This window comes from Streptomyces sp. NPDC086989, assembly GCF_044745505.1.
Classification (GTDB): domain Bacteria; phylum Actinomycetota; class Actinomycetes; order Streptomycetales; family Streptomycetaceae; genus Streptomyces.
On record NZ_JBIVAL010000009.1, the window covers coordinates 132,802 to 154,564 of the forward strand.

Consider the following 21,763-nt stretch of genomic DNA (forward strand, 5'->3'; position numbering starts at 1 on the left):
TCCGTCATCCGGTCGCCGCGCCGCGGGGTGCACGGGGTGCGGCGTCGAGCAGGGCCCATACCCGGCGGCCGTCGGGTGCGACGTCGGTGCCGCAGCCGACGACCGTGCGCAGGGCCGCGACGTCGGTCAGGACGGTGGCGTCCTGCGCCGCGGCACCGGCGACATGGCTCAGGACCACCGCGAGGATCCGCTGGTCCTGGTCGGCGAGGTGCACGCTGATGCGCTTGCCGCCGTCGGCGACCGCCGCCTGGACGAGGCGCCGGACGGCGGATTCCAGATCCGGCTCGTCCAGGTGCGGGTATCCCCAGGCCCGGACCGTGGCGGTCGCCCGGGCTCCGGCCTTCTTCGCGGCCCACGGGTCGGCGCGGAACGTCAGGCCGGCCGTCTGCCGGTTGCGGATCTCCATCCTCGGGCGGGCCCGTCCGTCCCGGTCGGCGGTCCCACGCGGCTGCGGGACGGGAAGGAGTGGCGGCACGTTCGGCCCGCCCGCTTCAGCCGGTGTCGTGGTCATGTGACCACGCTACGCGCACGGGCCGACTCCCGGAAAGACCCGCAGGCCTGACGGGCCGTCGGCGCCGGCCGCGGCGCGGCCGCACGCGTGACGCGTACGGCCGCACCCGCGCTCCAGCGGCGCTGCCAGAGCTGCCCGGACCGCCGTTGCAGGGCCTGTGGCGGATCTCCCGCCGGCTGCCGGACGGCATGCCCGCGTCCTCCAGGCACAGTCCGGCTGCGCCACCCCGTCGCCCGGGACCTCGCCGCCTACCGGGCCGTCTGGGCCGCGGCCGCTCCGACCGGGCCCGACGGCGCGCTCGCCGCGCTGCGGGGCGACACCCGCGCCCTGCCCTGCACGCCGCGGCGAGCCCGGCGGGCACCGCCGAACCGGCCCGCCGCACCGGGACGTCGCCCGCCACGGCGAGCCACCACGCAACCGTCCTGCGCTCCGCCGGCCTGCTGACGACGGAGCGGAACGCACCGGCGACCGCCATGCGCTGACGCCGATGGGGCGGGCCCTGCCGTACGGGCGTGTCGGCCCCGGCAGCGGCGACGGGGGCGCGACGGCGGGGGCGAGGTGGGCTCAGCCCAGCGCCACGGTGACGAGCGCCGCGGTGACGGTGATCGCCGCGCAGGTCACCAGTAACGGCCGCCCTGTCGTCAGCATCCAGCCGATGCCGCGGCATCCGGCGGTGTCGGCTGCCGGGTCGGCCCGTAAGGCCGTGATCCCGCCGCCCGCCGTCGTGCTCGGGGTGCTCGCGGCCTTACGGAGGAGGGCGCACTGGCCGCACTCCTCCGTGCCGTGGGGGGACGAATCGGAGTCGATCCAGTACGCGCCGCCCAGCTCTGCGAAAGAAACGTCCGGGGACACGACTGGACGCGTAGAAGCTTCCATGACCGCCAAACGGACCGCCCGTGGTGGAGGCAACGGTGATCACGGGATCCGAGACCGGATCGTCACCCGTCCCGCCCCGCCGACGGGGCCGGGAGGCCCGGCGCACGGTCAGCAGGCGGTCAGGCGTACGCCCGAGATGCGGCCGGCGGCGTCGAAGTCGATCTCGGCGGGGGTTCCGCCGGGAAGGTCGGCGGTGATGCGGTCCGCGTCCTCGCGTACGGGTGAGCCGTGGTGTTCGAAGTACCCGGTGACGGCGCGGCGGGCCGACCGGCCGATCAGGCCGCGCCCGTGACGAGGGTGCGCGGCAGCGTGACGGGGTCGATGCCGGCGCGCGGCACCTGCGGGTCGTCCGGCAGGAACGCGGTCAGGGCCTCGAGCTGTGCGGCCCCCCACGCGGCGTGCCGCTCGGCCTCCAGCAGAAACGCATCACTGAATCCGTTCACCTTGATCTGGACCCTACGGCAGGGGCGGCGGGCGGCCGTCCTGTCGGGTGTCCCGCAGAGGGCCGCCTCCGTCCGCGGCCCGGGTCAGGCCTCTATGTAGGCCACGACGACCACGGTGTGCAGCGCCGTCACGAAATACAGGAGCCTGACCTGCTCGACCGGATCGGTGTACTCGCGCAGCGGCACCCGGTCCACGGCGGAGGGCAGCGGATCGCCCAGTTCGGGGTCGACGCTGAGGGCGACCAGCGCACGGTCGAGGGCGTGCAGGGCCGCTTCGGAGGTGATCTCCTCCAGTTGCCCGGCCGCCGGGTCGCTGAAGGCGATCCGGGCGCGCCGGCGGTCGTTGCGGGGCATCCGGTCAGGCGGCTTTCCCCCGGTGGGCGGACAGCCGGGCCAGGGCCTGCTCGCGCAGTGCCTCCCACGGGGTGCAGTCCTCCACGGCCGGCAGGCCGTTGGCCGCGATGTCCTCCAGGACCGCGGCCATGCGGTCCGCCTTGGCCCGGGTCTGTGCCGCGTACGCACGCACCGCGTCGACCGCCGACGGTTCCAGCAACCGGCGCGGAGCGCCGGCCCCTTCCTCATTCATGACAGGCTCCAGGAGGGTGTCGTCGAATGCCCCCACGGTATCGCCGCGTGCCCTCCGTCGGGGCGCGATCCGGGCCTCGCGCACGCTGCGTGACAGACTGTTTTCTTGATCGCGGGGTCATCAGGCCCCCGTGCACGATGAATTGGAAACGTAGTGCGCAAGGTGACGTGGGCGGCCGCGGCTGCCGGTGTGGTGCTGTTGGCCGCGGGGTGCGCCAGCGAGGGCGGTTCCGACGAGGGCAACGGCGGGCAGGCGCCGACGGCCGGTTCCCCGGCTCCGGCGGCCGCGTCGGGCGCGCCCGGCGCCGGCACCGTGGACGCCGCCGCGGTGAGGCGGCAGATCGAGGCCGCCGCGACGTCGGCCGGCTTCACCGAGCAGCCCGGGAACGACGTACCGGCGAACCTGAAGTCCTGCATGGTCTCCTGGACCGCGGACGCCAAGAAGGTCTCCGACTCCCGCAAGTCCTACGACGCCACGGTCGCGACCCTGACCAAGGACGGCTGGAAGGAGATCCGGGCCATCGACCAGCCGGCAGCGGTCGTCAAGTCCCTGGACAAGGGCGGCTGGACGCTGAAGGCGAGCCACCAGGGCAAGGCGGGTGCCCTGCTGGTCGTCTCGTTCATCGCCACCGAGACCAGTGCGACGTGCGCGAAGGCCTTCCAGGAGGACCTCGCAAAGAAGCAGCAGTAACGTTCCGGCGCGCCGCGCCGTGCGCGCCGGGGGCGGGCCGGGGCGGGAGCCCGGCCCGGCCCGCCGCCCGCCGCCCACCCGCGGAATTAACCCTTCCCGATCCGTTCCTTAAGCCCGCCTCAAGAACGCGGGGACCGGGACCGAACCGCACGTTTGTCCGTTTTCCGGTCGCTAGCGTGCTGCTCGAACCTCATCCCCACACAGAGGCAGGTCCTCATGGCTGGCAATTCCCATCGCCGTACGACGAGCGCCCGGACGAAGGCGGCCGCGGCACTGGCCGTCGCGGCGGCCGTCGGGGGCACCGCCCTGGTGCTGACCGGTACCGCACAAGCGGCCTCGGTCGGCGCGGTGTTCACCCGGGCGAGCAGCTGGACCACCGGCTACACCGGGCAGTACGTCATCACCAACCGCGGCGGCGGGACGCTCAAGGACTGGACGCTGGAGTTCGACCTGCCGGCCGGCACGTCCCTCGCCTCCCTCTGGAACGGCGAACACACCGTCAACGGGCAGCACGTGACGGTCAGGCCCGCCCGGTGGGACACGGCCGGGCTCACGGCCGGCAGCTCGGTCACCATCGGGTTCGTGACGCAGGCGAGCGGGAACGCGGGCGGTCCGACGGGGTGCCTCATCAACAAGGAGAAGTGCTCCCCCGCCACCGGGCCGACGCCCAGCCCGAGCGGTCGGCCCACCACCGCACCGACGGCTTCCGCTTCGCCCACCGCCCGGCCGACGGCTTCGCCCACGGCCTCCACCGAGCCCACCGTGACGGCCACGCCGAAGCCCACCCCCACCGTCCCGCCGGGCGGCGGCACGGCCCCGGCCGGGTTCGCGCCGTACGTGGACACCTCGCTCTACCCCGCCTTCGACCTGCTGGACACCGCGGCCAGGACCGGCGTGAAGGAGTTCAACCTCGCCTTCATCACCTCCGGTGGCGGCTGCACCCCGCTCTGGGGCGGCGTCACGGCCCTCGGCGACGACAGGGTCGCCTCGCAGATCGCCGCCCTGCGGGCCAAGGGAGGGGACGTCCGCGTCTCGTTCGGCGGGGCGTCCGGCTCCGAGCTGGGGCTGGCCTGCACCTCGTCCGCGAGTCTCGCCGCCGCGTACGGCAAGGTGGTGGACACGTACGGACTGACCAAGGTGGACTTCGACATCGAGGGCGCGGCCCTGCCCGACACCGCGGCGAACACCCGGCGCGCGCAGGCCATCGCGCAGCTGCAGAAGGCACATCCCAAGCTCGACGTGTCCTTCACGCTGCCCGTGATGCCCGAGGGGCTCACGCAGCCTGGCGTCGACCTGCTCGCCAACGCCAGGCAGAACGGCGTGGCGGTGTCCGCCGTCAACATCATGGCGATGGACTACGGCCCGGCGTACAGCGGCGACATGGGCGGGTACGCCATCCAGGCGGCCACCGCGACGCAGGCGCAGATCAAGGGCGTACTGGGCCTGAGCGACGCGGCGGCCTGGAAGACGGTGGCCGTGACGCCGATGATCGGCGTCAACGACGTCTCCAGCGAGGTCTTCACGGTGGACGACGCCACGCAGCTCGTGGGCTTCGCCCGGTCGAAGGGGCTCGGCTGGCTCGCGATGTGGTCGGGCGCCCGTGACAAGCAGTGCCCGGGCGGTGCGAAGAACTCCGCCGACGCGACGTGCTCGTCCGTCGTGCAGGAGCCCCTGGCCTTCACGAAGGCCTTCGCCGCACGCGGCTGACCGATTCCTCCGGCGGGCGCCCTCGGGCCGCCCGCCGGAGCCTCGCGAGGGGGCTCGCACGCCGACGGTCCAGGCCGCGGGGCAGGGTTCGGCCGGCGGGGAGCGCGGTCAGCGGGTCGGAGCCGGTGAGGACCGGCCGGACGTCGGCCCGTCGCAGGCGCCGCAGGCCACGTCCACGAGGTACGCGAACCGCTGCCGCCCGTCCGCGAAGGCCTCGGCCGGCACGCCCGGGGTGCCCGGGGTGACCAGCCCACAGGCCCGTCCGCCGGCGAGGAAACGGCGGACGGCGGGCCGTCGGAAGGCCGCCGCCGACTGCGGCCTGGGCCCGGGCCGGGGCCACCGGGCCGGGTCATCGGGCCGAGGCCGCCGGGCCGGGTCATCGGGCCGGGGCGAGTCCGTCCTGGGGGGTGACCAGGGTGAAGAGGGCGCCGTCCGGGTCGCTCAGGGTGATCCGGCGACTCGTGGCCGAGGTCTGGACGGGCGAGACGGTGCGGCCGCCGAGCCGGGTGGCTGTTTCCACGGCGGCTTCCAGGTCCGGTACGTCGAAGTGGACGTGCCAGCGGGGCCGGACCTGCGGGTCCGGAGCCTCTTCGACGGCTCCGCCGCTGATCAGGGCGACGGTGTCACGGCCGCGGCGGACGACGACGTGGCCGTGCTCGTACGAGACGTCGCAGCATCCGGAGCGCTCGCAGGCCCAGTCGAGCACCTCGCCGTAGAACACGGCCGACGCGAACGCGTCGCGGGTGCGCAGTTCGAGCCATGCGGCCGCGCCCCCGGGATGGGCCGTCCAGTCCGGGATCACCTCGCCCTGCCAGAACCCGAAGACCGCGCCGTCGGGGTCGGCGGCGAGCGCGGCCCGGCCGGTTCCGAACGCGAGGGGTCCCACGGCCATGGTGGCCCCGCGCTCGCGCACCCGGGCGGCGGTGACGTCCGCGTCGTCGACGGCGAAGTACGGGGTCCACGCCACCGGAATGCCCAGCCGCCGGGCCAGCCCGCCGATGCCGGCGACGGGAGCGCCGTCCCGCATCGCGACGGAGAAGCCCTCCCCGAGACGGGTGGGGCGGAACCCCCAGCCGAGCACGGCGCCGTAAAACTGCTGGGCGGCATCGAGATCGCGGGCCATCAGACTGACCCAGCAGGGCGCCCCGAACACCTCGTGGCTTGACGTCGACACCGGCTCCGACCTCCCTCGACCTCCCCCCGGGCCCACCTTAGCCCCGGGCCGTACGACCGGCTCCGAGGCCGGGCCGCTCGCACGGAAGGCGGCGTACGGGCGACGTACGCCGTACGGAGCACACGCCCGGCCGCAACGAATTCCGGCGCGTACGGTGGTGGGGAAGTGATCAGTGTGACGCGTGGTGCCGCCGAGTCCGGGAAGGCTGGCACGTATGCCGGAAGTGATCGTCACCGTACGCTCCCTCGCCCGCCGCCGCCGGGACCCTGTCGTCGTACAGGCCGTCCGCTCGACGGCGGCGGCCGTCGTGTCCTACGTCGTCGCACTCTGGCTCAGCAATGAGCCGGCTCCGCTGACGGCGCCCCTGACGGCGCTGCTCGTCGTCCAGGTCACCCTCTACACCACCCTCACCACCGGCATCCGGCGGGTGAACTCCGTCGTGGCCGGTGTTCTCGTCGCCATCGGGTTCAGCGCTCTCGTCGGCCTCACCTGGTGGTCCCTGGGACTGGTCATCCTGACCTCGCTCGTCGTGGGCCATCTGGTGCGGGTCGACGAATTCGTGCCCGAGGTCGCGATCAGCGCGATGCTCGTGCTCGGGGTGACGCAGGTGGCGGTCGTCGCCTGGGACCGGGTGCTGGAAACCCTGATCGGGGCGGTGGTGGGGCTCCTGTTCAACGTCTTCCTCGCACCGCCCGTGTGGGTGGCTCCGGCGAGCGAGGCGATCACCTCACTCGCCGGGCGCATGCGCGAGCTGCTGCTCCACCTCGGTGACGAGCTGGCGGAACACACCCCCGTGGAGAAGGCGGCGGCCCGGCTGCACGAGGCACGGCGGCTGGACAACGACATCGCCCACGTGGACTCGGCGCTGCGCCAGGCCGAGGACAGCCTGCGCCTCAACCCCCGGGTGAAGGAGGGTCTCCTCTTCCGGCTGGTGCTCCGTACGGGACTCGACACGCTGGAGATCTGCGCCGTGGTCCTGCGGGTCTGCTGCCGCACGCTGACCGACCTGGCCAAGACGCGTGCGGACGGGCCCTTGTTCTCCGACCCCCTCGCCGATGCGCTGCGGGAGCTGTTCGCGCACATGGCGATCGCCGTCGAGAACTTCGCCGTACTCATCACCGCGCAGATCAGCACGAGCGCCGAGGAGGCGGAGGTCCGGCTGGGGCAGGAGCTCTCGGCGGCGAGGACCAGCCGCGAACGGGCGGCGCGCCTGCTGCTGGAGGAGGCGCGGTCCAGGCCGGAGACGTGGCAGCTGTACGGGGCCCTGCTCGCGGAGGTCGACCGGGTGCTCGACGAACTGGGGGTGGAGAAGCGCTCCGAGCGCCTGGTCGAGGAACTCGACCGGAGTGCGCGTGCGCGGCGCACGGGGCGCCCGCTCCTCAGGCGGCCGTGGCAGGACCGCCAGACCGCGGACCGCTGAGGACGGCGCGGCGCGCTGTCGTCAGCACCACTGGACGGGCGTGTAGTTGTGGACGAAGCGGGCCGAGACCCAGCCGGGTTCGCCGTGCAGCCGGTACCAGATGTTGTTGCCCTCCACCCGGCCGCCCTTGGCCTGGCAGGACAGCTCGACCTCCTCGAAAGGGTCCAGCGTGCTGAGCACCCTCGCCGTGGTCGTGGCCCTGGCCCGCACGTGGAGGGGCGCTCCGCTGACCACGACGCCCCTCACGTGCCGGTCGGCGGCGTGCCCGTCGGCGGAGTCGGCGGACGTGGCCCCGTTCGGTGCCGGGTGAGCCCCACGCGCGTGCGCTTGCGCGGCGGCGGGCCCGCCCGGGAGCAGCAGTCCCAGGGCGAGGCCCACCGTCGCCATCGCGATCACGGTCCGTTTGTTCCGCTGTCTCATGCGCTGTCTCCCGTTCCCAAGGTGCACGTCCGGGCCAGCCGGTCTCGGCCGGCCCGCGTTCGACCTTGCCCCGGGAGACAGCGCCCGGTTCGGCGGCGTGCCGCCGCCTCGCCCATATGGCGCAGCGCCGGCCGCCGCCGGGTGGGGGTGCCGACGTCAGTAATAGTGCTTGCGACCTCCCACCGAGTGCCCGACGGCGCCCAGGACCCAGAGAATTAGGCCTATGACGACCAGGATCAGGCCGATCGTCCACAGGATCGAGATTCCGAAGACGAACCCCAGGATCAGCAGGATCACTCCGAGAACAATCACGACAACCTCCCAGTGCCCCGGTAGCGGAGTGCACCAGGACACCCTGCGTGTACCATCCCCACCGGATTTCATGCCTGGCGGAAGCGCACATTTCGGACAGGCGGGGTGGCGGCGCGGACGGGCCCGTCGAGCGGGCCGTCAGGGTTCCGAGTAACTGAAGTCACCCATCGTCCAGGCGCTGACGTCCTTGATCGCGATCCGGTACATCCCGCCGGTCTCCGGGATGCCCACGGTGCCCTGGAGGATGCGGGCGACGTGGAAGTGCAGGTAGGAGGGGGGCTCCGGGGTGCGGCGCCGGGTGGCGCCCACCCCTTCGGCCTCGGTTTCGGGGTTCATGAAGAGGCTCGCGAACGGACCGAGCCGGTCCGAATCCGCCAGGACTTCCGCCACCCGCCGGCGCCACGCGCTCTCGGGAGCGAGGCGGCCGGTGATGACGGCGCCCTGCACCAGGACGGTCAATGACATCTGATTGGTCTGCTGCGATTCCACCGCGGCGGCGATGGCGACGAGCAGGTCGTCAGGCTTCGACATGGGCAGGAATGCTACAAGCATCCGCCCCCGAACACAGGCGTGTTCACCCGCGCGCCGACGCGGGGACGGGGTCAGCCGGCGAAACCGACGTGTACGTGGTCGTGGTGCGTGGCATCGGAGAAGAACTGGTTCGGCCCGATACCACCCGAAAGCCGTACGGGGCCTCCCACGTTGTACGAGCCCGCGGCGGCGGCCGCGCGCATGAACGCGGTGATCAGGCTCCGCGGCGTCGCGGGGTCGACGACGGGACGGCCGTCGACGCGCCAGACGTCGAAGGCCCGGCCGGGCGGGTGGTCGCTCGGCCGGCCGGTGCCGAACACGTTCGTCGGGTGGCCCGAGCGGACCACGCTGACCGACATCCGGTAGGTGTCGGCGAGCCGCAGCATCGCCCGCAGCACGCTCTCGTGCACGGCGCCGCTACGGACGTCCGCGGCCGCGGCGGGCGGCAGCTCGATCCGCGGCCGGGCGAGCACCGCCCGCGCCGAGGCTCCGAGCGCCGCCGCGGGCGGCCCGGGGCGACCGGGGTGCAGGGCGGTGACGGCCCAGCCCGCACGGGTGCGTGCGAGACGGACGTCGACGGTGGTTCCGCCCTCGTGGACTGCGGAGCCGGACCGGGTGGACTGGGTGTACGGGACCAGGACGCTCGCCGCGTCCGGGAGGAGGCCGCCGTACTGGGCGTCGATCACTCGCAGGACGGCCTGGTCCGCCGCAGGCGTCAGCGGCCCCGCCTGGGCGGCCAGCCGGGCGGCCAGGGGTGCGGCGATGCCCAGCGCCGCGGCCCGCGCCGCCGCGCTGCCGGGCCCGCCCCGGCCGGACGGCCAGGTTCCGAGCGCCTCGACGAGCCGTACGGCGGCGAGTTTGGCCGCGGGCTCGATCTCGCCGGGTCCCGGCCGCCAGGGAGCGGCGGCCGGCAGCCTCCCCGAGGGCGCGGGCGCCGGCGCGGAGGGGGACGCGGCGACCCCGGCGGGCGCCCGGGTTCCGGCGGCGGGCGGGGTGGTGCGGGAGGCGGGCGAGGCGGCCGAGGCGCCTGGCCCCGGCGAGCAGCCTGCGGCCGCGGCGGTGCACCAGGCGGCCGCGCCCAGGAGCAGTGACCTGCGCCCGACACCGCCGGGCGGGGCCGGACAGGCCGCGGATCGGATGACCATGGCCTGCTCCTCGTGTACGCGGGGACGGGACGCGGTGGCGTGCGACGCGGCCACCCCGGGCAACTTCGCACTCCCGCGGCGGACCCGGCCCGTACGCTCCGGCCGACAGCGGCCTTCTCCCCCTTACGGGTGCTGATCGTCCTGCATCTGCGCGGAACCGCCCGGCGGCGGCGCCCCACGGCTCGCGGCGTGGGCGCGGAGGTGGCCGATGACCGTGTTGGCCACCGCGACGAGCGGCACGGCGACGACCGCTCCGCCGATCCCCGCGACGGTGCCGCCGGTCGCGACGGCGAGGACGACCGCCAGCGGATGCACCCGCACGGCCCGTCCGAGGATGAACGGCTGCAGCACGTGGCCCTCGATCTGCTGTACCGCGAGCACCACCAGCAGGGCCATCAGAGCGGTGAACACCCCCTCGGTGACCAGGGCGACGACCACCGCGAGCGCCCCCGACACCACGGCGCCGACCAGCGGGACGAACGCACACACGAAGATCACCACACTGATGGGCACGGCGAGCGGTACACCGAGGAGAGAGATGCCGAGCCCGATGAAGACGGCGTCGATCAGGGCGATGAGCATCGTGCCGCGCACGTAGGCGGTGAGGGTGCGCCACGCGCGCGGCCCGGCTCCGGCCACCGCCGGGCGGGCCGCGGCCGGCACGAGGTGGAGCGACCACCGCCAGATGCGCCGGCCGTCGTACAGCAGGAAGAGCGTGGAGAAGATCGCCAGCAGCAGCCCGGTGACGAGCTCCACCAGGACGGTCACCCCCTTGAGCCCCTTGGAGGTGAACTCGTCGGCGCTGGTGCCGAGCGAGTCGCCGAGTTTCCTGGTGATGTCGTTGATCTGCTGTTCCGTCACATGGAGCGGACTGTGGACCAGCCAGCGTCTGAGCTGGTCGACACCGTCCTGGACGCGGCTGGTGATATCGCCGAGGTTGTCCATGACCTGCCAGACGACGAACCATCCGGCCAGGCCGAGGACGAGGAACCCGGCGATCGCCGTCACCGCGGTGGCCAGTCCGCGGGACAGCCCGCGCCGGTGCAGACGGGCCACCGTCGGCTGGAGCAGGGCGGTGACCAGCAGCGCCACCGCGAAGGCCAGGAAGACCAGCCGGACCGCGCTGATCACCTGCATCAGCACCCACAGCGCGGCGGCGAGCACCAGGAACCGCCAGCCCGCCTCGGCGGCGACACGGACGCCCCAGGGGACCGCGCCCGCCGGATCCGGTGCCTGCCGGTCCGGCGGCCACTGCGCCCGCGTGGCCGTCTCGTCGTCCGCGTCCGCCTCGTACGGCCCGTACGCAGCGTCCCGGCGGGCCACGGCCCGCGCCCGGCGCTCGTCGAAGGCGGCCCGCGCAGCCCTCATGCGCTCACGCCACTCGCGGTTGCCAGGCATGCGCCGTCCTCCCGTCGCCCGGTGGCGTCCAGACTGCTGCATGCCGCGCACTCCGGCATCCGCACCGGGGACCGGCCCGTACGGAACAGGTGCGCAAAAGAGGGGCTCCGGACGTTTGGGTGGACCGATCCGGGTCAGACGCAGGTACGTCCGAGTTCCCCTCAGAGTGGAGAAACCATGTCTGGTGAACAGAAGGCCAAGGCCAAGGCGGAACAGGCCAAGGGCAAGCTGAAGGAATCCACGGGCCGGGCGGTCGGCAACGAGCAGATGACCGCCGAGGGCCGCGCCGAGCAGGCGAAGGGAGACGCCCGTCAGGCGAAGGAGAAGATCAAGGACACCCTGAAGGACTGACGCCCCCGCTGCTTCCGGCTTCCGGCCTCCCAGGCACCCTCACGGTGCCGGGAGGCCGGCCGTCGTACGCCTCCGGGCCTCCGGGCCGCTGCGCCCGTGGCCGTCTCAGGGGATTCGTTCGGCCGCGTCAGGGGGATTCGTCCTCGGCCCCCGTCCAGGGGGCGGGCTCACCGGGCCGGAATCGGCGCCGCCACTTCGAACCAGACGGATTTGCCGCCCTCCCGCGGCGTCACCCCCCAGCTCCGGGCGAGCCGGTTCATGACCATCAGGCCGTGCCCCCCGGGCAGTCCCAGGGCGGTCCGCGGCCGCATCTGCGGCAGTACGGGGCTCGCGTCGCTGACCTCGACGCGCAGGTCCCCGGCACGCCCCGCCGGCGCCTGCGGGTCGGCGGGGCCGAGCCGCAGGACGAACTCGGTGACGCCCCCCGCGTGCATGGCGGCGTTGGTCACCGCCTCGGACACCAGCAGCAGGACGTCCTCGACCGCGGCGTCCCGCTCCTCGTCCGTGAGCCCGGTGACGTCCCCCGGACCGGGCCAGCCCCATTCCTCGAGCGCGCTGCGGCAGAAGTCGCGGCAGCGCCCCACCGCGGGGGCGGCACCGTACAGGCCGAGCCGTCTCGTCCGGCCCCCTGACCCCGTCGCTTCGTTCATCTGCGGCTCCGCCAGGCCCTCACTGCCGGCCCGGGACGGCCAGCTCGTCCGGCAGTCGTGCGTGGACGCGGAACAGTGCCAGCGCGCCGGTGATGTCGAGCATGCGGGCCACCGCGGGCCGCAGTGCGGCCAGCTCCAGCTCGGCGCCGGTCTCCCGCGCGTCCAGCCGCGTCTTCAACAGGATGTTGAGGCCGGTCGAATCGCAGAACGTCAGGCGGTCGCAGTCGACGACGATCCGCTCGGCGCCGTGCGCCAGCGCCTGCTCCATCGCCTCGTTCAGCGGGTCCGGGTCGTCGCGGTCCAGCTCCCCCGCCACGACGACGACCGCCGTCCGTCCGGTCCAGCGGACCGCAGCCGAAAAACGCCGGTCACGGCCGCCCTCCGCGTTCATGTCCACTTCCGCTGCCATGCGGTACTCCGGTTCCGTTCCGGCGCACATCAGGCCTTCCAGCGAGGATACGCCGCGCCGGTGCCCTCCGCCGCCCCCGCTGAGGCGCCGGCCCGGCGTGTGGGCCGGGCACTGCTGGGCAGGCGCGTGGCGACACCGGTCGCACAGGACGGAGGAGTGGGTCGTCATGACCAATCTGTGGATCTACCGCGAGACCTCGGGACGCCTTGCCGGCACCGACCTGACGGATTTCAAGGTCGAGGCGCTGGACGGCGGCATCGGGAAGGTCGACAAGCACTCAGACGAGGTCGGCTCGTCCTACCTGGTGGTCGACACCGGCCCGTGGATCTTCGGCAGGCACGTGCTGCTGCCGGCGGGCACCGTCCGTCGCGTCGACATGGCCGAGCACAAGATCCACATCGGCCTCACCAAGGACCAGATCAAGGCCGCCCCCGAGTTCGACCGGGACAGGCACCTGGGGGACCCGGACTACCAGCGCGTCCTGGACGGCTACTACGGCGGCATGACCCACCGGGCCTGACCCTGCCGCCGGGCCTGCGGCCCGCCCCGTTTCGCCCCGTGCGCCCCTGGGCAGCGCCTACGAGCCGTCGGCGGGCTCGGCCGCGTGCCACACCGTCGTCGCGTTGCAGAACTCGCGGATGCCGTGCCCCGACAGCTCGCGCCCGTACCCCGAGCGCTTCACGCCGCCGAAGGGCAGTGCCGGGTGGGACGCGGTCATGCCGTTGAAGAAGACGCCCCCGGCCTCGATGTCCCGCACGAAGCGGTCCTGTTCCTCCGGATCGCGGGTCCAGACGTTCGAACTCAGCCCGAAGGGGGTGTCGTTGGCGACCTCCACCGCCTCGTCCAGGTCCCGCACCCGGTACACGGTGGCCACCGGGCCGAAGGCCTCCTCGTGGTGGATGCGCATCTCGGCGGTGATCCCGGTGAGTACGGTCGGTTCGTAGAACCAGCCGTTCGCGAGGGCGCCCGGCAGGTTCTTCGGGCGCTGCCCGCCGCACCCGGCCGTCGCCCCCCGGCGCACCGCGTCCTCGACGAGCGACTCGACGTCGGCGCGCCCCTGCTCGGTGGCGAGCGGGCCGACGTCCGTGGACTCCGACAGCGGGTCACCGACGGTCAGTGCGGCCATCCGGGCGGTGAAGCCGCGGGTGAACTCGTCGTGGACGTCGGCGTGCACGAGGAACCGCTTGGCGGCGATGCAGGACTGCCCGTTGTTCTGCACCCGGGCGGTGACGGCGACCTCCACCGCCCGGTCGACGTCGGCCGACGGCATCACCACGAACGGGTCGCTGCCGCCCAGTTCCAGGACGGTCTTCTTCACCTCGTCACCGGCGACCGAGGCGACGGCCCGGCCGGCCGGCTCGCTCCCGGTGAGCGTCGCCGCCGCGACCCGGGGGTCGCGGAGAATGCCCTCGACGGCTCGGGAGGAGACCAGCAGGGTCTGGAACAACCCGTCGGGGAAGCCGGCGCGGCGGAAGAGGTCGCCCAGGTAGAGGGCGGTCTGCGGCACGTTCGAGGCGTGCTTGAGCAGCCCGGCGTTGCCCGCCATCAGGGCGGGCGCGGCGAAGCGGACCACCTGCCAGAGCGGGAAGTTCCACGGCATCACGGCGAGGACCACACCGAGGGGCCGGTAGTGGACCCGGGCCCGGGAGGCTCCGGCATCCGCCACGTCGGCCTGCGGGGGGTGCTCGTCGGCCAGCAGCCCCTCGGCGTTGCGTGCGTACCAGCGCATGGCCTTGGCGCATTTCGCCGCCTCCGCCCGCGCCGCCGCGAGCGGCTTGCCCATCTCGACGGTCATCGTGCGGGCGATGTCGTCCCGCTCCTGGTCCAGCAGGTCGGCCGCGCCTTCGAGGAGGCGGGCGCGCTCGGCGAAGCCGGTCGTCCGGTAGCTGCGGAAGGCCGCTTCGGCGGCCGCCAGGCGCCGCTCGACCTCGTCGGCACCCATCTCCTCGAAGGTCTTGAGCGTCTCGCCGTTCGCGGGGTTGACGGTTGCGATGGGCACGTCCGGGCTCCTCGTCCTCGATGCGTCCGCACCGGACCGTACCGGCCCCGCCCCGTCCCCCCGGCGCCCTGCCGTGGCGTGTCAGCCCGGGAAGCGGATTCACCCGATCGCCGAAGCGCCGGTCGGAGGTGGCCTGCGCGCCCGGACCGCGCCCGCCGGCGGCGACCGGCGCACCCAGGGTGAGCAGTGCGAGGCCGCACCGCCCCGCCGCCCGGGGCGGGTTGGCACCCGCGACGGCGGGGGACGTCCGGTGCCGGGCGTAGCAGCAGGCCCGGTTCCGCGCACCCTCGGCGGAGACGAGCCGGTCGTCGCGGAATTCACCGAGGTAGCCGCCGGGGACGCCCCGCCCGCGCCGGTGGTTGGCGGTCGGGGCGTGCGCCGTCGCGGCTACCGGGGCGTCCCCCGGAGGCAGCGCGGCCTCCTCACCGAACGCGGCGAGCAGCTGGAACGGCCACTCCGCATCGGCCTGGCCGACGGCGAGAGCGATCCACCGGCCCGACCCGCCCGGCCGCCACACCTGCATGCTGCCGGCCACCCCGCTCAGGAAGAGCAGCGGCTCGGGCGCGGCGACGTCGGCGTCCGGTGCGTCGAGCCCGAGGTACGGCCACAGGTCCACGGTCTCCGGCGCGCCCCAGCGCCCGGTCAGGACCTCGGCCAGAGCGGCGAGGGCCGCCGCCGTCTCCTGCTCGGCCGCTTCGACGAGCTCCTCGTCGCGGTCGTCCCAGAAGTCGCGGGATTCCGCGAGCACGGCCACGTGGTGGCCGGGCCCGCTCCAGCCGCCGTCCTCCGTCCGCCGCTCGCCGTCCACCGGGTACGGACGGACGGCGAGGGCGTCGATGACCGACAGCCGGTCTTCGGTGGAACGGGGCAGCTCGGAACGGTTCGACATGGCCGCAGCCTAAGCCTCCGGGCGGCGACGGCCGCCCCGGGGCCGGGCCGGGCCGGGGCCTGCGCGGACCGGCCCGACGACGGGTCAGCAGCGGGGGCAGGCGTCGCGGATGACGCGCCAGACGAAGGCGGTGGAGCCCGTGGCGCCCGCCGCGTCCCGGGCGGTGACCGTGACGGTGCGGGTGCCGCTGCCGCGCAGCAGCCCGGAGATCAGCCCGGTCGAGGGGTTGATCGTCAGGCCGACCGGGAGGTTGGCCGCCGACCAGGCGTACGGGGCCGTGCCGCCGGTGGCGGACATCTGCAGCCGGACGCCGTCGTACTGGTAGTTCTCCTGGGTGCCGGGGCTGGCCACCACCGGTGCCGCGGCCACGACCGCGACCGACGACGGCGCGGGCTGCGCGGCGACTGCGGCCGCGGAGCCGACGGGCATGGCCAGGAGGGCCGCCAGGCCCACGGCCAGGACCGCCGATCGACGTGCGACGCTCTGGTTCGATCTCAACGTGACCTCCGAACTCGCTTGGTGGACAGCTGTGTTCAAGGTGCGAAGGAGCGATGGGACGTCGGAATCCTACGCAAGGGTGTGCGTTTCTTCCAGAACACGGTGAAGTCGGCTGGTTCGCGGCGGGTCACGGCCGGTTCAGGGCGTTGTCCAGTGCGGTCAGCAGTTGTTCGATGTCGGCGCCGGTGGTGTGGAGGTGGGGGCTGATGCGGATGGCCGAGCCGCGGGCCCCGACGAACACGTTCGCCTCCTCCAGTGCGGCCACCACGCGCTGCTGGAGCCCGTCGGGGACCGTGACGCCGAGCATGTGCGGGCCCCGCGGCGCGGGGACGGGCAGTCCCCTCTCCCGGGCCGCCGACGCGATGCGGGCGGTGGTCGCGGCCAGGGTGACGGCGATCCGCGGGACGGTCCAGGCCGACAGCTGTTCCAGGGCGGCGAGCGCCATGGGGGTCAGCTCGAAGGCCGTGCGCGCGCCCGCGTCGAAGCGGCGCGCTCCGGGCTGGTAGGCGGTGCGGTAGTCGACGAGCCGGGCGAAGTCCTCGGCGTCCTCGCGCAGGATCCAGTTCTCCTCCAGCGGCCGCCCCTCCTGATGGTCCGGAGCCACGTACAGGTAGCCGAGCCCGAAGGGGCCGAGCAGCCACTTGTAGCCCACGCTGACCAGGAAGTCGGGCCGCAGGGTGGCCATGTCGATGGGGATCGCCCCGGCGGACTGGCTGGCGTCGACGACCAGCGCGGCGCCCGCCGCCCGGGTGGCCTCGGCGATCCGGTCCAGATCGAGCAGGGCGCCGTCGGTCCAGTGGACCCGGGGTACCGAGACCACGGCCACGGAGTCGTCGAGCGCGTCCAGGACGGCCTCGGTCCACGTCTGGCCCGGCTCGCGCCCGACCGTGAGGATCGAGGCCCCCGTCCGCTCGGCGAACCGCCACCAGGTGTAGATCCCGGACGGGTACTCGCCGGCCAGGACCAGGACCCGGCTGCCCGTCCGCGCGCCGAGGTTGGCGGCGGCCACCGCGAACCCGTAGCTGGTCGCCGGTACGAGGGCGATGTCGTCGGCGGTGGCCCCGATGAGCTCCGCGAACCTGGTGCGGCGCTCCTCGGCCCCGCCGAACCAGTCGGGGCCCGAGATCCGCCAGGGCTGCGCGCGCTTGTGCAGCGCGGCCTCGCCGGCGGCGAGGCCGGTGCGCAGGGTCGGTGCCAGGCTGGCGGTGTTGAAGTAGGCGATGCCGTCGGGAATGTCGAACAGCTCACGGGCGTTCGGGAGCGGCTCGCGGCCGACAGGCGAGGTCATGGCGTGCCCTTCGGATGGTGCGCGGCGCCACAGGGCCGACGCGGGGCCGGGCTGCGGCCGGAGCCACCACACTGCCCGGCGTCCCGGGCCGCAAACGTCAGCCGCCCCGGGGGGCGGCCGCACACGCCCCGGTTGGCCGACCCGCCGCTCGGGGGCCCGGGGTGCGGCGGGCGCGGGCGTGCACGACGGGCGCGCCGCTGCCCCCGCCCCCGGTCCGCCGGGCCGATAGTGGGGAGCTGTGAGCAACGGGTCAGAGGAACACAGCGAAGAGGGCGGCGCCTGGTCCGGGTCCGCCGGGGCAGAGGCGTTCGCGGCGGTGGAGGCGGCCACGGACTGGCTGCTGGGCTATCCGTTCGTGTTCGAGGCGCTGTCCGGCCGGATCGGCCAGGACGAGGTGCTCGTGGACTACGGCTGCGGGCCGGGGCGGGTGGCCGACCGGGCGGCGCGGGTGCTGGGCGCGCGGGTGCTGGGGGTGGACACGTCGGCGGAGATGCTGGCGATGGCCCGCAGCACTGCGCCGATGGTGGCGGAGTTCCACCTGGTCAGGGACGGCCGGGTGACCGGCCTGCCCGACGGGTGCGCGGACGCGGTGATGTGCAACCACGTCCTGGCCTCGCTGCCCACGGAGGAGGCCGTGCTCGGGGTGTTCGCGGAGATCCGCCGGCTGTTGCGGCCCGGGGCCCCGTTCGTGCTGCTGACCAGCGACCCCGCATGCACGGAGCTGGAGTACACGTCACTGCGCGTGGGCACCGAGGGGGCCTCGTACGGGCCGGGCGACGAGATGCCGCTGCGGCTGCGGCGCACCGACGGCAGCTGGCAGGAGGTGCTCAACCACGCCTGGCCCGTGGACCGGTTGCCGCTGCTCCTCGAAAGCGCCGGGTTCCGCGCCGTCGGCCAGCGCCGGCCGACGGTGGACGAGGCGTCGGCCCTGGCCGACCCGGAGCTCGTGGGGCGCTACCCCTGGACCGCGGAGCGGGCCGCACCGCCGCTCGTGATCACCTCCGCCCTCGCGGCCTGAGCGGCCTGAGGGCGGGGCGGAGGGCGCTGTCGGTGGCGGCGCCTACGCTTGCCGGCATGCGAGCCGGCGCCCGTACCGCGAGGGCAGACAGAACGAGTTCTTCGCCATCGTCCCGTCCAGTGGCACGGGTGCGCTGGCGGGGATCGCGGGGGCGGGCGGCATGGCGGTGGACGCCGACGGCACCCACCGGATCTGGTTCGACTACGAACTCGGCCCGTAGGCGGCCCCGGTCGGGGCGGGCGCGGCGGCGGGCCGGGAATCGGCCGGGACGCGTGCGGCGCGTCCGGCGATCCGGAGCGTCGGTTCCGTTAGGTTGAGGGCCGCTCCTCCAGCGCGTATGACGCGGATTCCCGGCCAGCATCCCCCGGAGACCACCGTGTTCCCCTCTCCTGTCCGTGTACGTCGCCATGCCCACGGCCCCCGGGCGGCCCATGTCGCCCGGCCGGGCCGGTTCACCCGCTTCGCCCGGTGGAAGACCGCGGCCCTGGGTGTGCTCGCCCTGGTGGGTGCGCTCGTCGCGGGTGCACCGGCCGCCGCTCCCTCCCCGTGGGCGGCGCACGTACGGGCGGTGACCGCCGTGCCCGGGACACCGGGCAGCGCCACCCCCCTGTCGGGGTACGCCATCCGGTCGACCGCCGAGGTCGGCGACGCGGCGGCGGTCGTCTCCGCCCCCGGCTACCGGACGACCGGCTGGCACCCGGCCGGGCCACGCTCCACCGTGCTGGCCGCCCTGGTCGCGGAGGGCAGACATCCCGACCCCTTCTACTCCACCGACCAGCAGCGCATCCCGGCCGCCGAGTTCAGCGTGCCGTGGTGGTTCCGCGCCGAGTTCACCGTGGCCGACACCGCCGCGCGCACGTACCTGGACTTCAGCGGGGTCGTCTCCGCGGCGGACGTGTTCGTCAACGGCAAGCAGATCGCCACCGCGGCCGCGGTGGCCGGCGCCTACACCCGTCACGAGATCGACGTGACGGGCCTGGTCCGGGCCGGTGCCAACGCCGTGGCCTTCCGGATCAGTCCCAACAACCCCCGCAAGCACCTCACCATGGGCTGGCTCGACTGGCTGCAGCCTCCACCGGACGAGAACATGGGCATCGTCCGCGACGTGCTCGTCCGGCGCGGCGGCCCCGTCGCCCTCCGCGACGCGCACGTACTCACCCGCCTCGCCCTGCCCTCCCTGGCCACCGCGGACCTGACCGTCAAGGCACAGGTCCGCAACGAATCGGCCGACGCCGTCACCGCCACGGTCTCCGGTGCCATCGGTTCGGACGACGGCACCTCCATCGCCCTGCGCCGGGACGTTCCCCTGGGCGCGCACGAGACGAGGACGGTGGTCTTCACCCCGGCCGACACCCCGCAGCTGCACCTCGTCTCACCCCGCGTGTGGTGGCCGGCCGCAATGGGCCCGCAGCACCTGTACGCACTCGACCTGGCGGTCACGGTCCCCGGAGCCGGGACCGCAGCCGGGGCGGATGCCGGTGCCGGGGCGGATGCCGGTGCCGGGGCGGATGCCGGTGCCGGTGCCGTCTCCGACCGGGCCCGCCACGGCTTCGGCATCCGCAGCGTGCAGGCCCCCCTCAACAAGGACGGCGCCCGCCAGTACTCCGTCAACGGGAAGCCCCTGCTCATCCGGGGCGCCGGCTGGTCCCCCGACGAGCTGCTGCGCTGGGACCCCGTCTACACCGAGGACCGGCTGGCGTACGCCCGCGACCTGGGCCTCAACACCCTGCGGCTGGAAGGCCATCTGGAACAGGACGAGTTCTTCGACCTCGCGGACCGCTACGGGATCCTCACCCTGCCCGGCTGGCAGTGCTGCACCAAATGGGAGGGCGAGGTCAACGGCACCGAGGCGGGGGAGAGCTGGACCGAGGCCGATCACCCCGTCGCCAAGGCCTCCATGGCGGCCGAGGCCGCACGCCTGCGCGACCACCCCAGCGTCATCTCCTTCCTCATCGGCAGTGATTTCGCCCCCGACGCGGAGATCGAGAAGGGCTACGTCGATGCGCTGAAGGCCGCCGACTGGCCCACCCCCGTGATCCCCGCGGCCTCCGCCAAGTCGGCACCGCTGACCGGCGCTTCGGGGATGCGGATGCCCGGCCCGTACGACTGGGTGCCGCCCGGCTACTGGTACGACAAACGGGAGGGCGGGGCCACCGGCTTCAACTCCGAGACCAGTGCGGGCCCCGACGTCCCCACCCTCGACACGCTGCGCCGCATGATGTCCCCGGCCGAGCTGACCGCCCTCTGGAAGGACCCGGCCGCACCGCAGTACCACCGCTCCCCCTCGCGCACGTACGCCACGCTCGAGCTGTACGACGACGCGCTGTCGGCCCGGTACGGCGCCCCGGTCAGCCTGGCGGACTACGTGGCGAAGGCGCAGCTCGCCCAGTACGAGAACGTCCGCGCGCAGTACGAGGCGTACGCGCGCAACGCCACCGACGCCTCGAAGCCGTCCACGGGGGTCGTGTACTGGATGTTCAACAGCGGCTGGACCTCGCTGCACTGGCAGCTCGTGGACCGATTCCTCGACCAGGGCGGTGCGTACTTCGGTGCGAAGAAGGCGAACGAGCCGCTGCACATCCAGTACTCCTACGACGACCGCACCGTGGCCGTCGTCAACCGCCGTGCGGCGCCGGTATCGGGGCTGACCGCGCGGGTCACCCTCTTCAACACCGACGGGACGCAGAAGTACGACCGGACGGTGACCGGCCTCGGTGTCGGCGGGGACGGGGCGAAGGCCGTCGCGCTGACGCTCCCCGCCACGGTCGACGGGCTGTCCACCACGCATCTCGCACGGCTGGTCCTGACCGACGCCGCCGGCCGTGAGGTGAGCCGCAACGTGTACTGGCTCTCCACGCGCCGCGACGTCCTCGACTACGACGAGAGCGACTGGTGGCACACGCCGACCACGGCCTACGCCGACCTCACCGGGCTGCGGTCCATGGCGCAGGCGTCCGTGTCCGCCACGGCGACGACGACCGTCGACCCCGGGTCGCCGGCGACGTCCACGACGACCGTCACCGTACGCAACACCGGCACCGGCAGCACCCCGGCCCTCCTCACCGACCTCCACCTGGTCGATGCCAAGGACACCCCGGTCCTGCCGGTCCGGTGGTCCGACAACCAGATCAGTCTGTGGCCCGGCGAGTCGGCGACGCTGACGGCCACCTACCGCACCGCCGACCTGCACGGCTCCGCTCCCCACATCAGACTCACCGGGTGGAACACCCCCGCCACCACCCTCCCCGCCCCGCGGTAGGCCCGGCACCCCCTCGACCGGCCCGCCGTCCGGGGGACCGCACCCCATGGGGCAGGATGGCAGCCCGTTCCGGAATGCGCACGCGTGCCCGAACGCGGCTCCATGCACGACAAACTGACAGGTGACAAGGTGACGACACACCTCATACGACGGCCCGCAGCGTCCGTCGCCGCTCCCCCGGTCCCGCGC

General features: G+C 73.9%; 23 protein-coding genes and 1 pseudogene. 8 read left to right on the forward strand and 16 right to left on the reverse strand.

Annotated elements, in window-relative coordinates:
- Positions 1 to 4 precede the first annotated feature (4 nt).
- The 5 genes from ACIPK4_RS22985 to ACIPK4_RS23005 form a co-directional block, all read right to left on the reverse strand.
- Positions 5 to 511 (reverse strand): hypothetical protein, encoded by a 507-nt coding sequence (locus ACIPK4_RS22985; protein WP_402315419.1) that lies wholly within the window; start codon positions 509 to 511, stop codon positions 5 to 7.
- A gap of 564 nt (positions 512 to 1,075) precedes the next feature.
- Complete coding sequence (locus tag ACIPK4_RS22990; protein WP_402315421.1) at positions 1,076 to 1,363, reverse strand: hypothetical protein; 288 nt, start codon at positions 1,361 to 1,363, stop codon at positions 1,076 to 1,078.
- Positions 1,364 to 1,662: 299 nt separating this feature from the next.
- The gene (locus ACIPK4_RS22995) at positions 1,663 to 1,830 is read right to left on the reverse strand and encodes a hypothetical protein (RefSeq protein ID WP_402315423.1); all 168 of its coding nucleotides are present in this window, start codon (positions 1,828 to 1,830) and stop codon (positions 1,663 to 1,665) included.
- A gap of 84 nt (positions 1,831 to 1,914) precedes the next feature.
- The gene (locus ACIPK4_RS23000) at positions 1,915 to 2,184 is read right to left on the reverse strand and encodes a hypothetical protein (RefSeq protein WP_402315425.1); all 270 of its coding nucleotides are present in this window, start codon (positions 2,182 to 2,184) and stop codon (positions 1,915 to 1,917) included.
- Between the two features lie 4 nt (positions 2,185 to 2,188).
- Positions 2,189 to 2,416 (reverse strand): hypothetical protein, encoded by a 228-nt coding sequence (locus ACIPK4_RS23005; protein WP_402315426.1) that lies wholly within the window; start codon positions 2,414 to 2,416, stop codon positions 2,189 to 2,191.
- Between the two features lie 153 nt (positions 2,417 to 2,569).
- Here ACIPK4_RS23005 and ACIPK4_RS23010 point away from each other — a divergent pair, with 153 nt between their 5' ends.
- Together ACIPK4_RS23010 and ACIPK4_RS23015 are read left to right on the forward strand one after the other, a co-directional pair.
- A complete protein-coding gene (locus tag ACIPK4_RS23010; RefSeq protein ID WP_402315428.1) occupies positions 2,570 to 3,106 on the forward strand; it encodes a hypothetical protein in 537 nt (178 codons plus the stop codon).
- A 216-nt stretch (positions 3,107 to 3,322) separates the two neighbouring features.
- Positions 3,323 to 4,813 (forward strand): cellulose binding domain-containing protein, encoded by a 1,491-nt coding sequence (locus ACIPK4_RS23015; RefSeq protein WP_402315429.1) that lies wholly within the window; start codon positions 3,323 to 3,325, stop codon positions 4,811 to 4,813.
- Between the two features lie 376 nt (positions 4,814 to 5,189).
- On the opposite strand, the gene ACIPK4_RS23020 is transcribed toward ACIPK4_RS23015, so the two are convergent.
- Positions 5,190 to 5,936, reverse strand: coding sequence for a VOC family protein (locus tag ACIPK4_RS23020; protein ID WP_402315787.1), 747 nt, complete (start codon positions 5,934 to 5,936; stop codon positions 5,190 to 5,192).
- 265 nt (positions 5,937 to 6,201) lie between these two features.
- Between ACIPK4_RS23020 and ACIPK4_RS23025 the strand changes: the two genes are divergently transcribed.
- Entirely contained in the window at positions 6,202 to 7,407 is a 1,206-nt protein-coding gene (locus tag ACIPK4_RS23025) for an aromatic acid exporter family protein (protein WP_402315431.1), read from the forward strand.
- A 21-nt stretch (positions 7,408 to 7,428) separates the two neighbouring features.
- Here ACIPK4_RS23025 and ACIPK4_RS23030 read toward each other — a convergent pair whose 3' ends face one another.
- The 5 genes from ACIPK4_RS23030 to ACIPK4_RS23050 all read right to left on the reverse strand — a co-directional run bounded on the left by ACIPK4_RS23030 (position 7,429) and on the right by ACIPK4_RS23050 (position 11,213).
- Positions 7,429 to 7,827, reverse strand: a complete 399-nt coding sequence (locus ACIPK4_RS23030) for an SH3 domain-containing protein (protein WP_402315433.1) — start codon at positions 7,825 to 7,827, stop codon at positions 7,429 to 7,431.
- Positions 7,828 to 7,983: 156 nt separating this feature from the next.
- Positions 7,984 to 8,139, reverse strand: a complete 156-nt coding sequence (locus ACIPK4_RS23035) for a DUF6131 family protein (protein WP_376201902.1) — start codon at positions 8,137 to 8,139, stop codon at positions 7,984 to 7,986.
- A 138-nt stretch (positions 8,140 to 8,277) separates the two neighbouring features.
- A complete protein-coding gene (locus ACIPK4_RS23040; protein WP_376201900.1) occupies positions 8,278 to 8,670 on the reverse strand; it encodes a hypothetical protein in 393 nt (130 codons plus the stop codon).
- A gap of 71 nt (positions 8,671 to 8,741) precedes the next feature.
- Positions 8,742 to 9,815, reverse strand: coding sequence for a hypothetical protein (locus tag ACIPK4_RS23045; protein ID WP_402315436.1), 1,074 nt, complete (start codon positions 9,813 to 9,815; stop codon positions 8,742 to 8,744).
- Between the two features lie 123 nt (positions 9,816 to 9,938).
- Positions 9,939 to 11,213, reverse strand: coding sequence for an AI-2E family transporter (locus ACIPK4_RS23050; protein WP_402315437.1), 1,275 nt, complete (start codon positions 11,211 to 11,213; stop codon positions 9,939 to 9,941).
- Between the two features lie 177 nt (positions 11,214 to 11,390).
- Between ACIPK4_RS23050 and ACIPK4_RS23055 the strand changes: the two genes are divergently transcribed.
- A complete protein-coding gene (locus ACIPK4_RS23055) occupies positions 11,391 to 11,564 on the forward strand; it encodes a CsbD family protein (protein ID WP_402315439.1) in 174 nt (57 codons plus the stop codon).
- Positions 11,565 to 11,731: 167 nt separating this feature from the next.
- Here the strand turns inward: ACIPK4_RS23055 and ACIPK4_RS23060 are convergent, their stop codons facing one another.
- Entirely contained in the window at positions 11,732 to 12,214 is a 483-nt protein-coding gene (locus ACIPK4_RS23060) for an ATP-binding protein (protein WP_402315441.1), read from the reverse strand.
- Positions 12,215 to 12,233: 19 nt separating this feature from the next.
- Entirely contained in the window at positions 12,234 to 12,623 is a 390-nt protein-coding gene (locus tag ACIPK4_RS23065) for an STAS domain-containing protein (protein ID WP_402315443.1), read from the reverse strand.
- A gap of 166 nt (positions 12,624 to 12,789) precedes the next feature.
- Between ACIPK4_RS23065 and ACIPK4_RS23070 the strand changes: the two genes are divergently transcribed.
- Positions 12,790 to 13,143, forward strand: a complete 354-nt coding sequence (locus ACIPK4_RS23070; RefSeq protein ID WP_402315445.1) for a PRC-barrel domain containing protein — start codon at positions 12,790 to 12,792, stop codon at positions 13,141 to 13,143.
- A 57-nt stretch (positions 13,144 to 13,200) separates the two neighbouring features.
- Here the strand turns inward: ACIPK4_RS23070 and ACIPK4_RS23075 are convergent, their stop codons facing one another.
- The 3 genes from ACIPK4_RS23075 to ACIPK4_RS23085 form a co-directional block, all read right to left on the reverse strand.
- Positions 13,201 to 14,622, reverse strand: a complete 1,422-nt coding sequence (locus ACIPK4_RS23075; RefSeq protein WP_402315447.1) for an NADP-dependent succinic semialdehyde dehydrogenase — start codon at positions 14,620 to 14,622, stop codon at positions 13,201 to 13,203.
- Positions 14,623 to 15,595: 973 nt separating this feature from the next.
- Complete coding sequence (locus ACIPK4_RS23080) at positions 15,596 to 16,009, reverse strand: Ig domain-containing protein (protein WP_402315449.1); 414 nt, start codon at positions 16,007 to 16,009, stop codon at positions 15,596 to 15,598.
- A gap of 127 nt (positions 16,010 to 16,136) precedes the next feature.
- Entirely contained in the window at positions 16,137 to 17,297 is a 1,161-nt protein-coding gene (locus ACIPK4_RS23085) for an aminotransferase class V-fold PLP-dependent enzyme (protein WP_402315450.1), read from the reverse strand.
- 238 nt (positions 17,298 to 17,535) lie between these two features.
- Between ACIPK4_RS23085 and ACIPK4_RS23090 the strand changes: the two genes are divergently transcribed.
- The 3 genes and pseudogenes from ACIPK4_RS23090 to ACIPK4_RS23100 all read left to right on the forward strand — a co-directional run bounded on the left by ACIPK4_RS23090 (position 17,536) and on the right by ACIPK4_RS23100 (position 21,574).
- Complete coding sequence (locus ACIPK4_RS23090; protein ID WP_402315452.1) at positions 17,536 to 18,315, forward strand: class I SAM-dependent methyltransferase; 780 nt, start codon at positions 17,536 to 17,538, stop codon at positions 18,313 to 18,315.
- Between the two features lie 85 nt (positions 18,316 to 18,400).
- Positions 18,401 to 18,535: pseudogene (locus ACIPK4_RS23095) on the forward strand (DUF3224 domain-containing protein); the annotation flags it as partial.
- A 270-nt stretch (positions 18,536 to 18,805) separates the two neighbouring features.
- A complete protein-coding gene (locus ACIPK4_RS23100) occupies positions 18,806 to 21,574 on the forward strand; it encodes a glycosyl hydrolase 2 galactose-binding domain-containing protein (protein WP_402315789.1) in 2,769 nt (922 codons plus the stop codon).
- Positions 21,575 to 21,763: the final 189 nt, after the last annotated feature.

Coding starts and splice junctions, on each gene's coding strand:
- ACIPK4_RS23015 (WP_402315429.1), top strand. CDS start 3,323: ATGGCTGGCAATTCCCATCGCCGTACGACGAGCGCCCGGACGAAGGCG.
- ACIPK4_RS23065 (WP_402315443.1), bottom strand. CDS start 12,623: ATGGCAGCGGAAGTGGACATGAACGCGGAGGGCGGCCGTGACCGGCGT.
- ACIPK4_RS23030 (WP_402315433.1), bottom strand. CDS start 7,827: ATGAGACAGCGGAACAAACGGACCGTGATCGCGATGGCGACGGTGGGC.
- ACIPK4_RS23000 (WP_402315425.1), bottom strand. CDS start 2,184: ATGCCCCGCAACGACCGCCGGCGCGCCCGGATCGCCTTCAGCGACCCG.
- ACIPK4_RS23005 (WP_402315426.1), bottom strand. CDS start 2,416: ATGAATGAGGAAGGGGCCGGCGCTCCGCGCCGGTTGCTGGAACCGTCG.
- ACIPK4_RS23020 (WP_402315787.1), bottom strand. CDS start 5,936: ATGGCCCGCGATCTCGATGCCGCCCAGCAGTTTTACGGCGCCGTGCTC.
- ACIPK4_RS23040 (WP_376201900.1), bottom strand. CDS start 8,670: ATGTCGAAGCCTGACGACCTGCTCGTCGCCATCGCCGCCGCGGTGGAA.
- ACIPK4_RS23060 (WP_402315441.1), bottom strand. CDS start 12,214: ATGAACGAAGCGACGGGGTCAGGGGGCCGGACGAGACGGCTCGGCCTG.
- ACIPK4_RS23055 (WP_402315439.1), top strand. CDS start 11,391: ATGTCTGGTGAACAGAAGGCCAAGGCCAAGGCGGAACAGGCCAAGGGC.
- ACIPK4_RS23085 (WP_402315450.1), bottom strand. CDS start 17,297: ATGACCTCGCCTGTCGGCCGCGAGCCGCTCCCGAACGCCCGTGAGCTG.
- ACIPK4_RS23070 (WP_402315445.1), top strand. CDS start 12,790: ATGACCAATCTGTGGATCTACCGCGAGACCTCGGGACGCCTTGCCGGC.
- ACIPK4_RS23050 (WP_402315437.1), bottom strand. CDS start 11,213: ATGCCTGGCAACCGCGAGTGGCGTGAGCGCATGAGGGCTGCGCGGGCC.
- ACIPK4_RS23025 (WP_402315431.1), top strand. CDS start 6,202: ATGCCGGAAGTGATCGTCACCGTACGCTCCCTCGCCCGCCGCCGCCGG.
- ACIPK4_RS23045 (WP_402315436.1), bottom strand. CDS start 9,815: ATGGTCATCCGATCCGCGGCCTGTCCGGCCCCGCCCGGCGGTGTCGGG.
- ACIPK4_RS22985 (WP_402315419.1), bottom strand. CDS start 511: ATGACCACGACACCGGCTGAAGCGGGCGGGCCGAACGTGCCGCCACTC.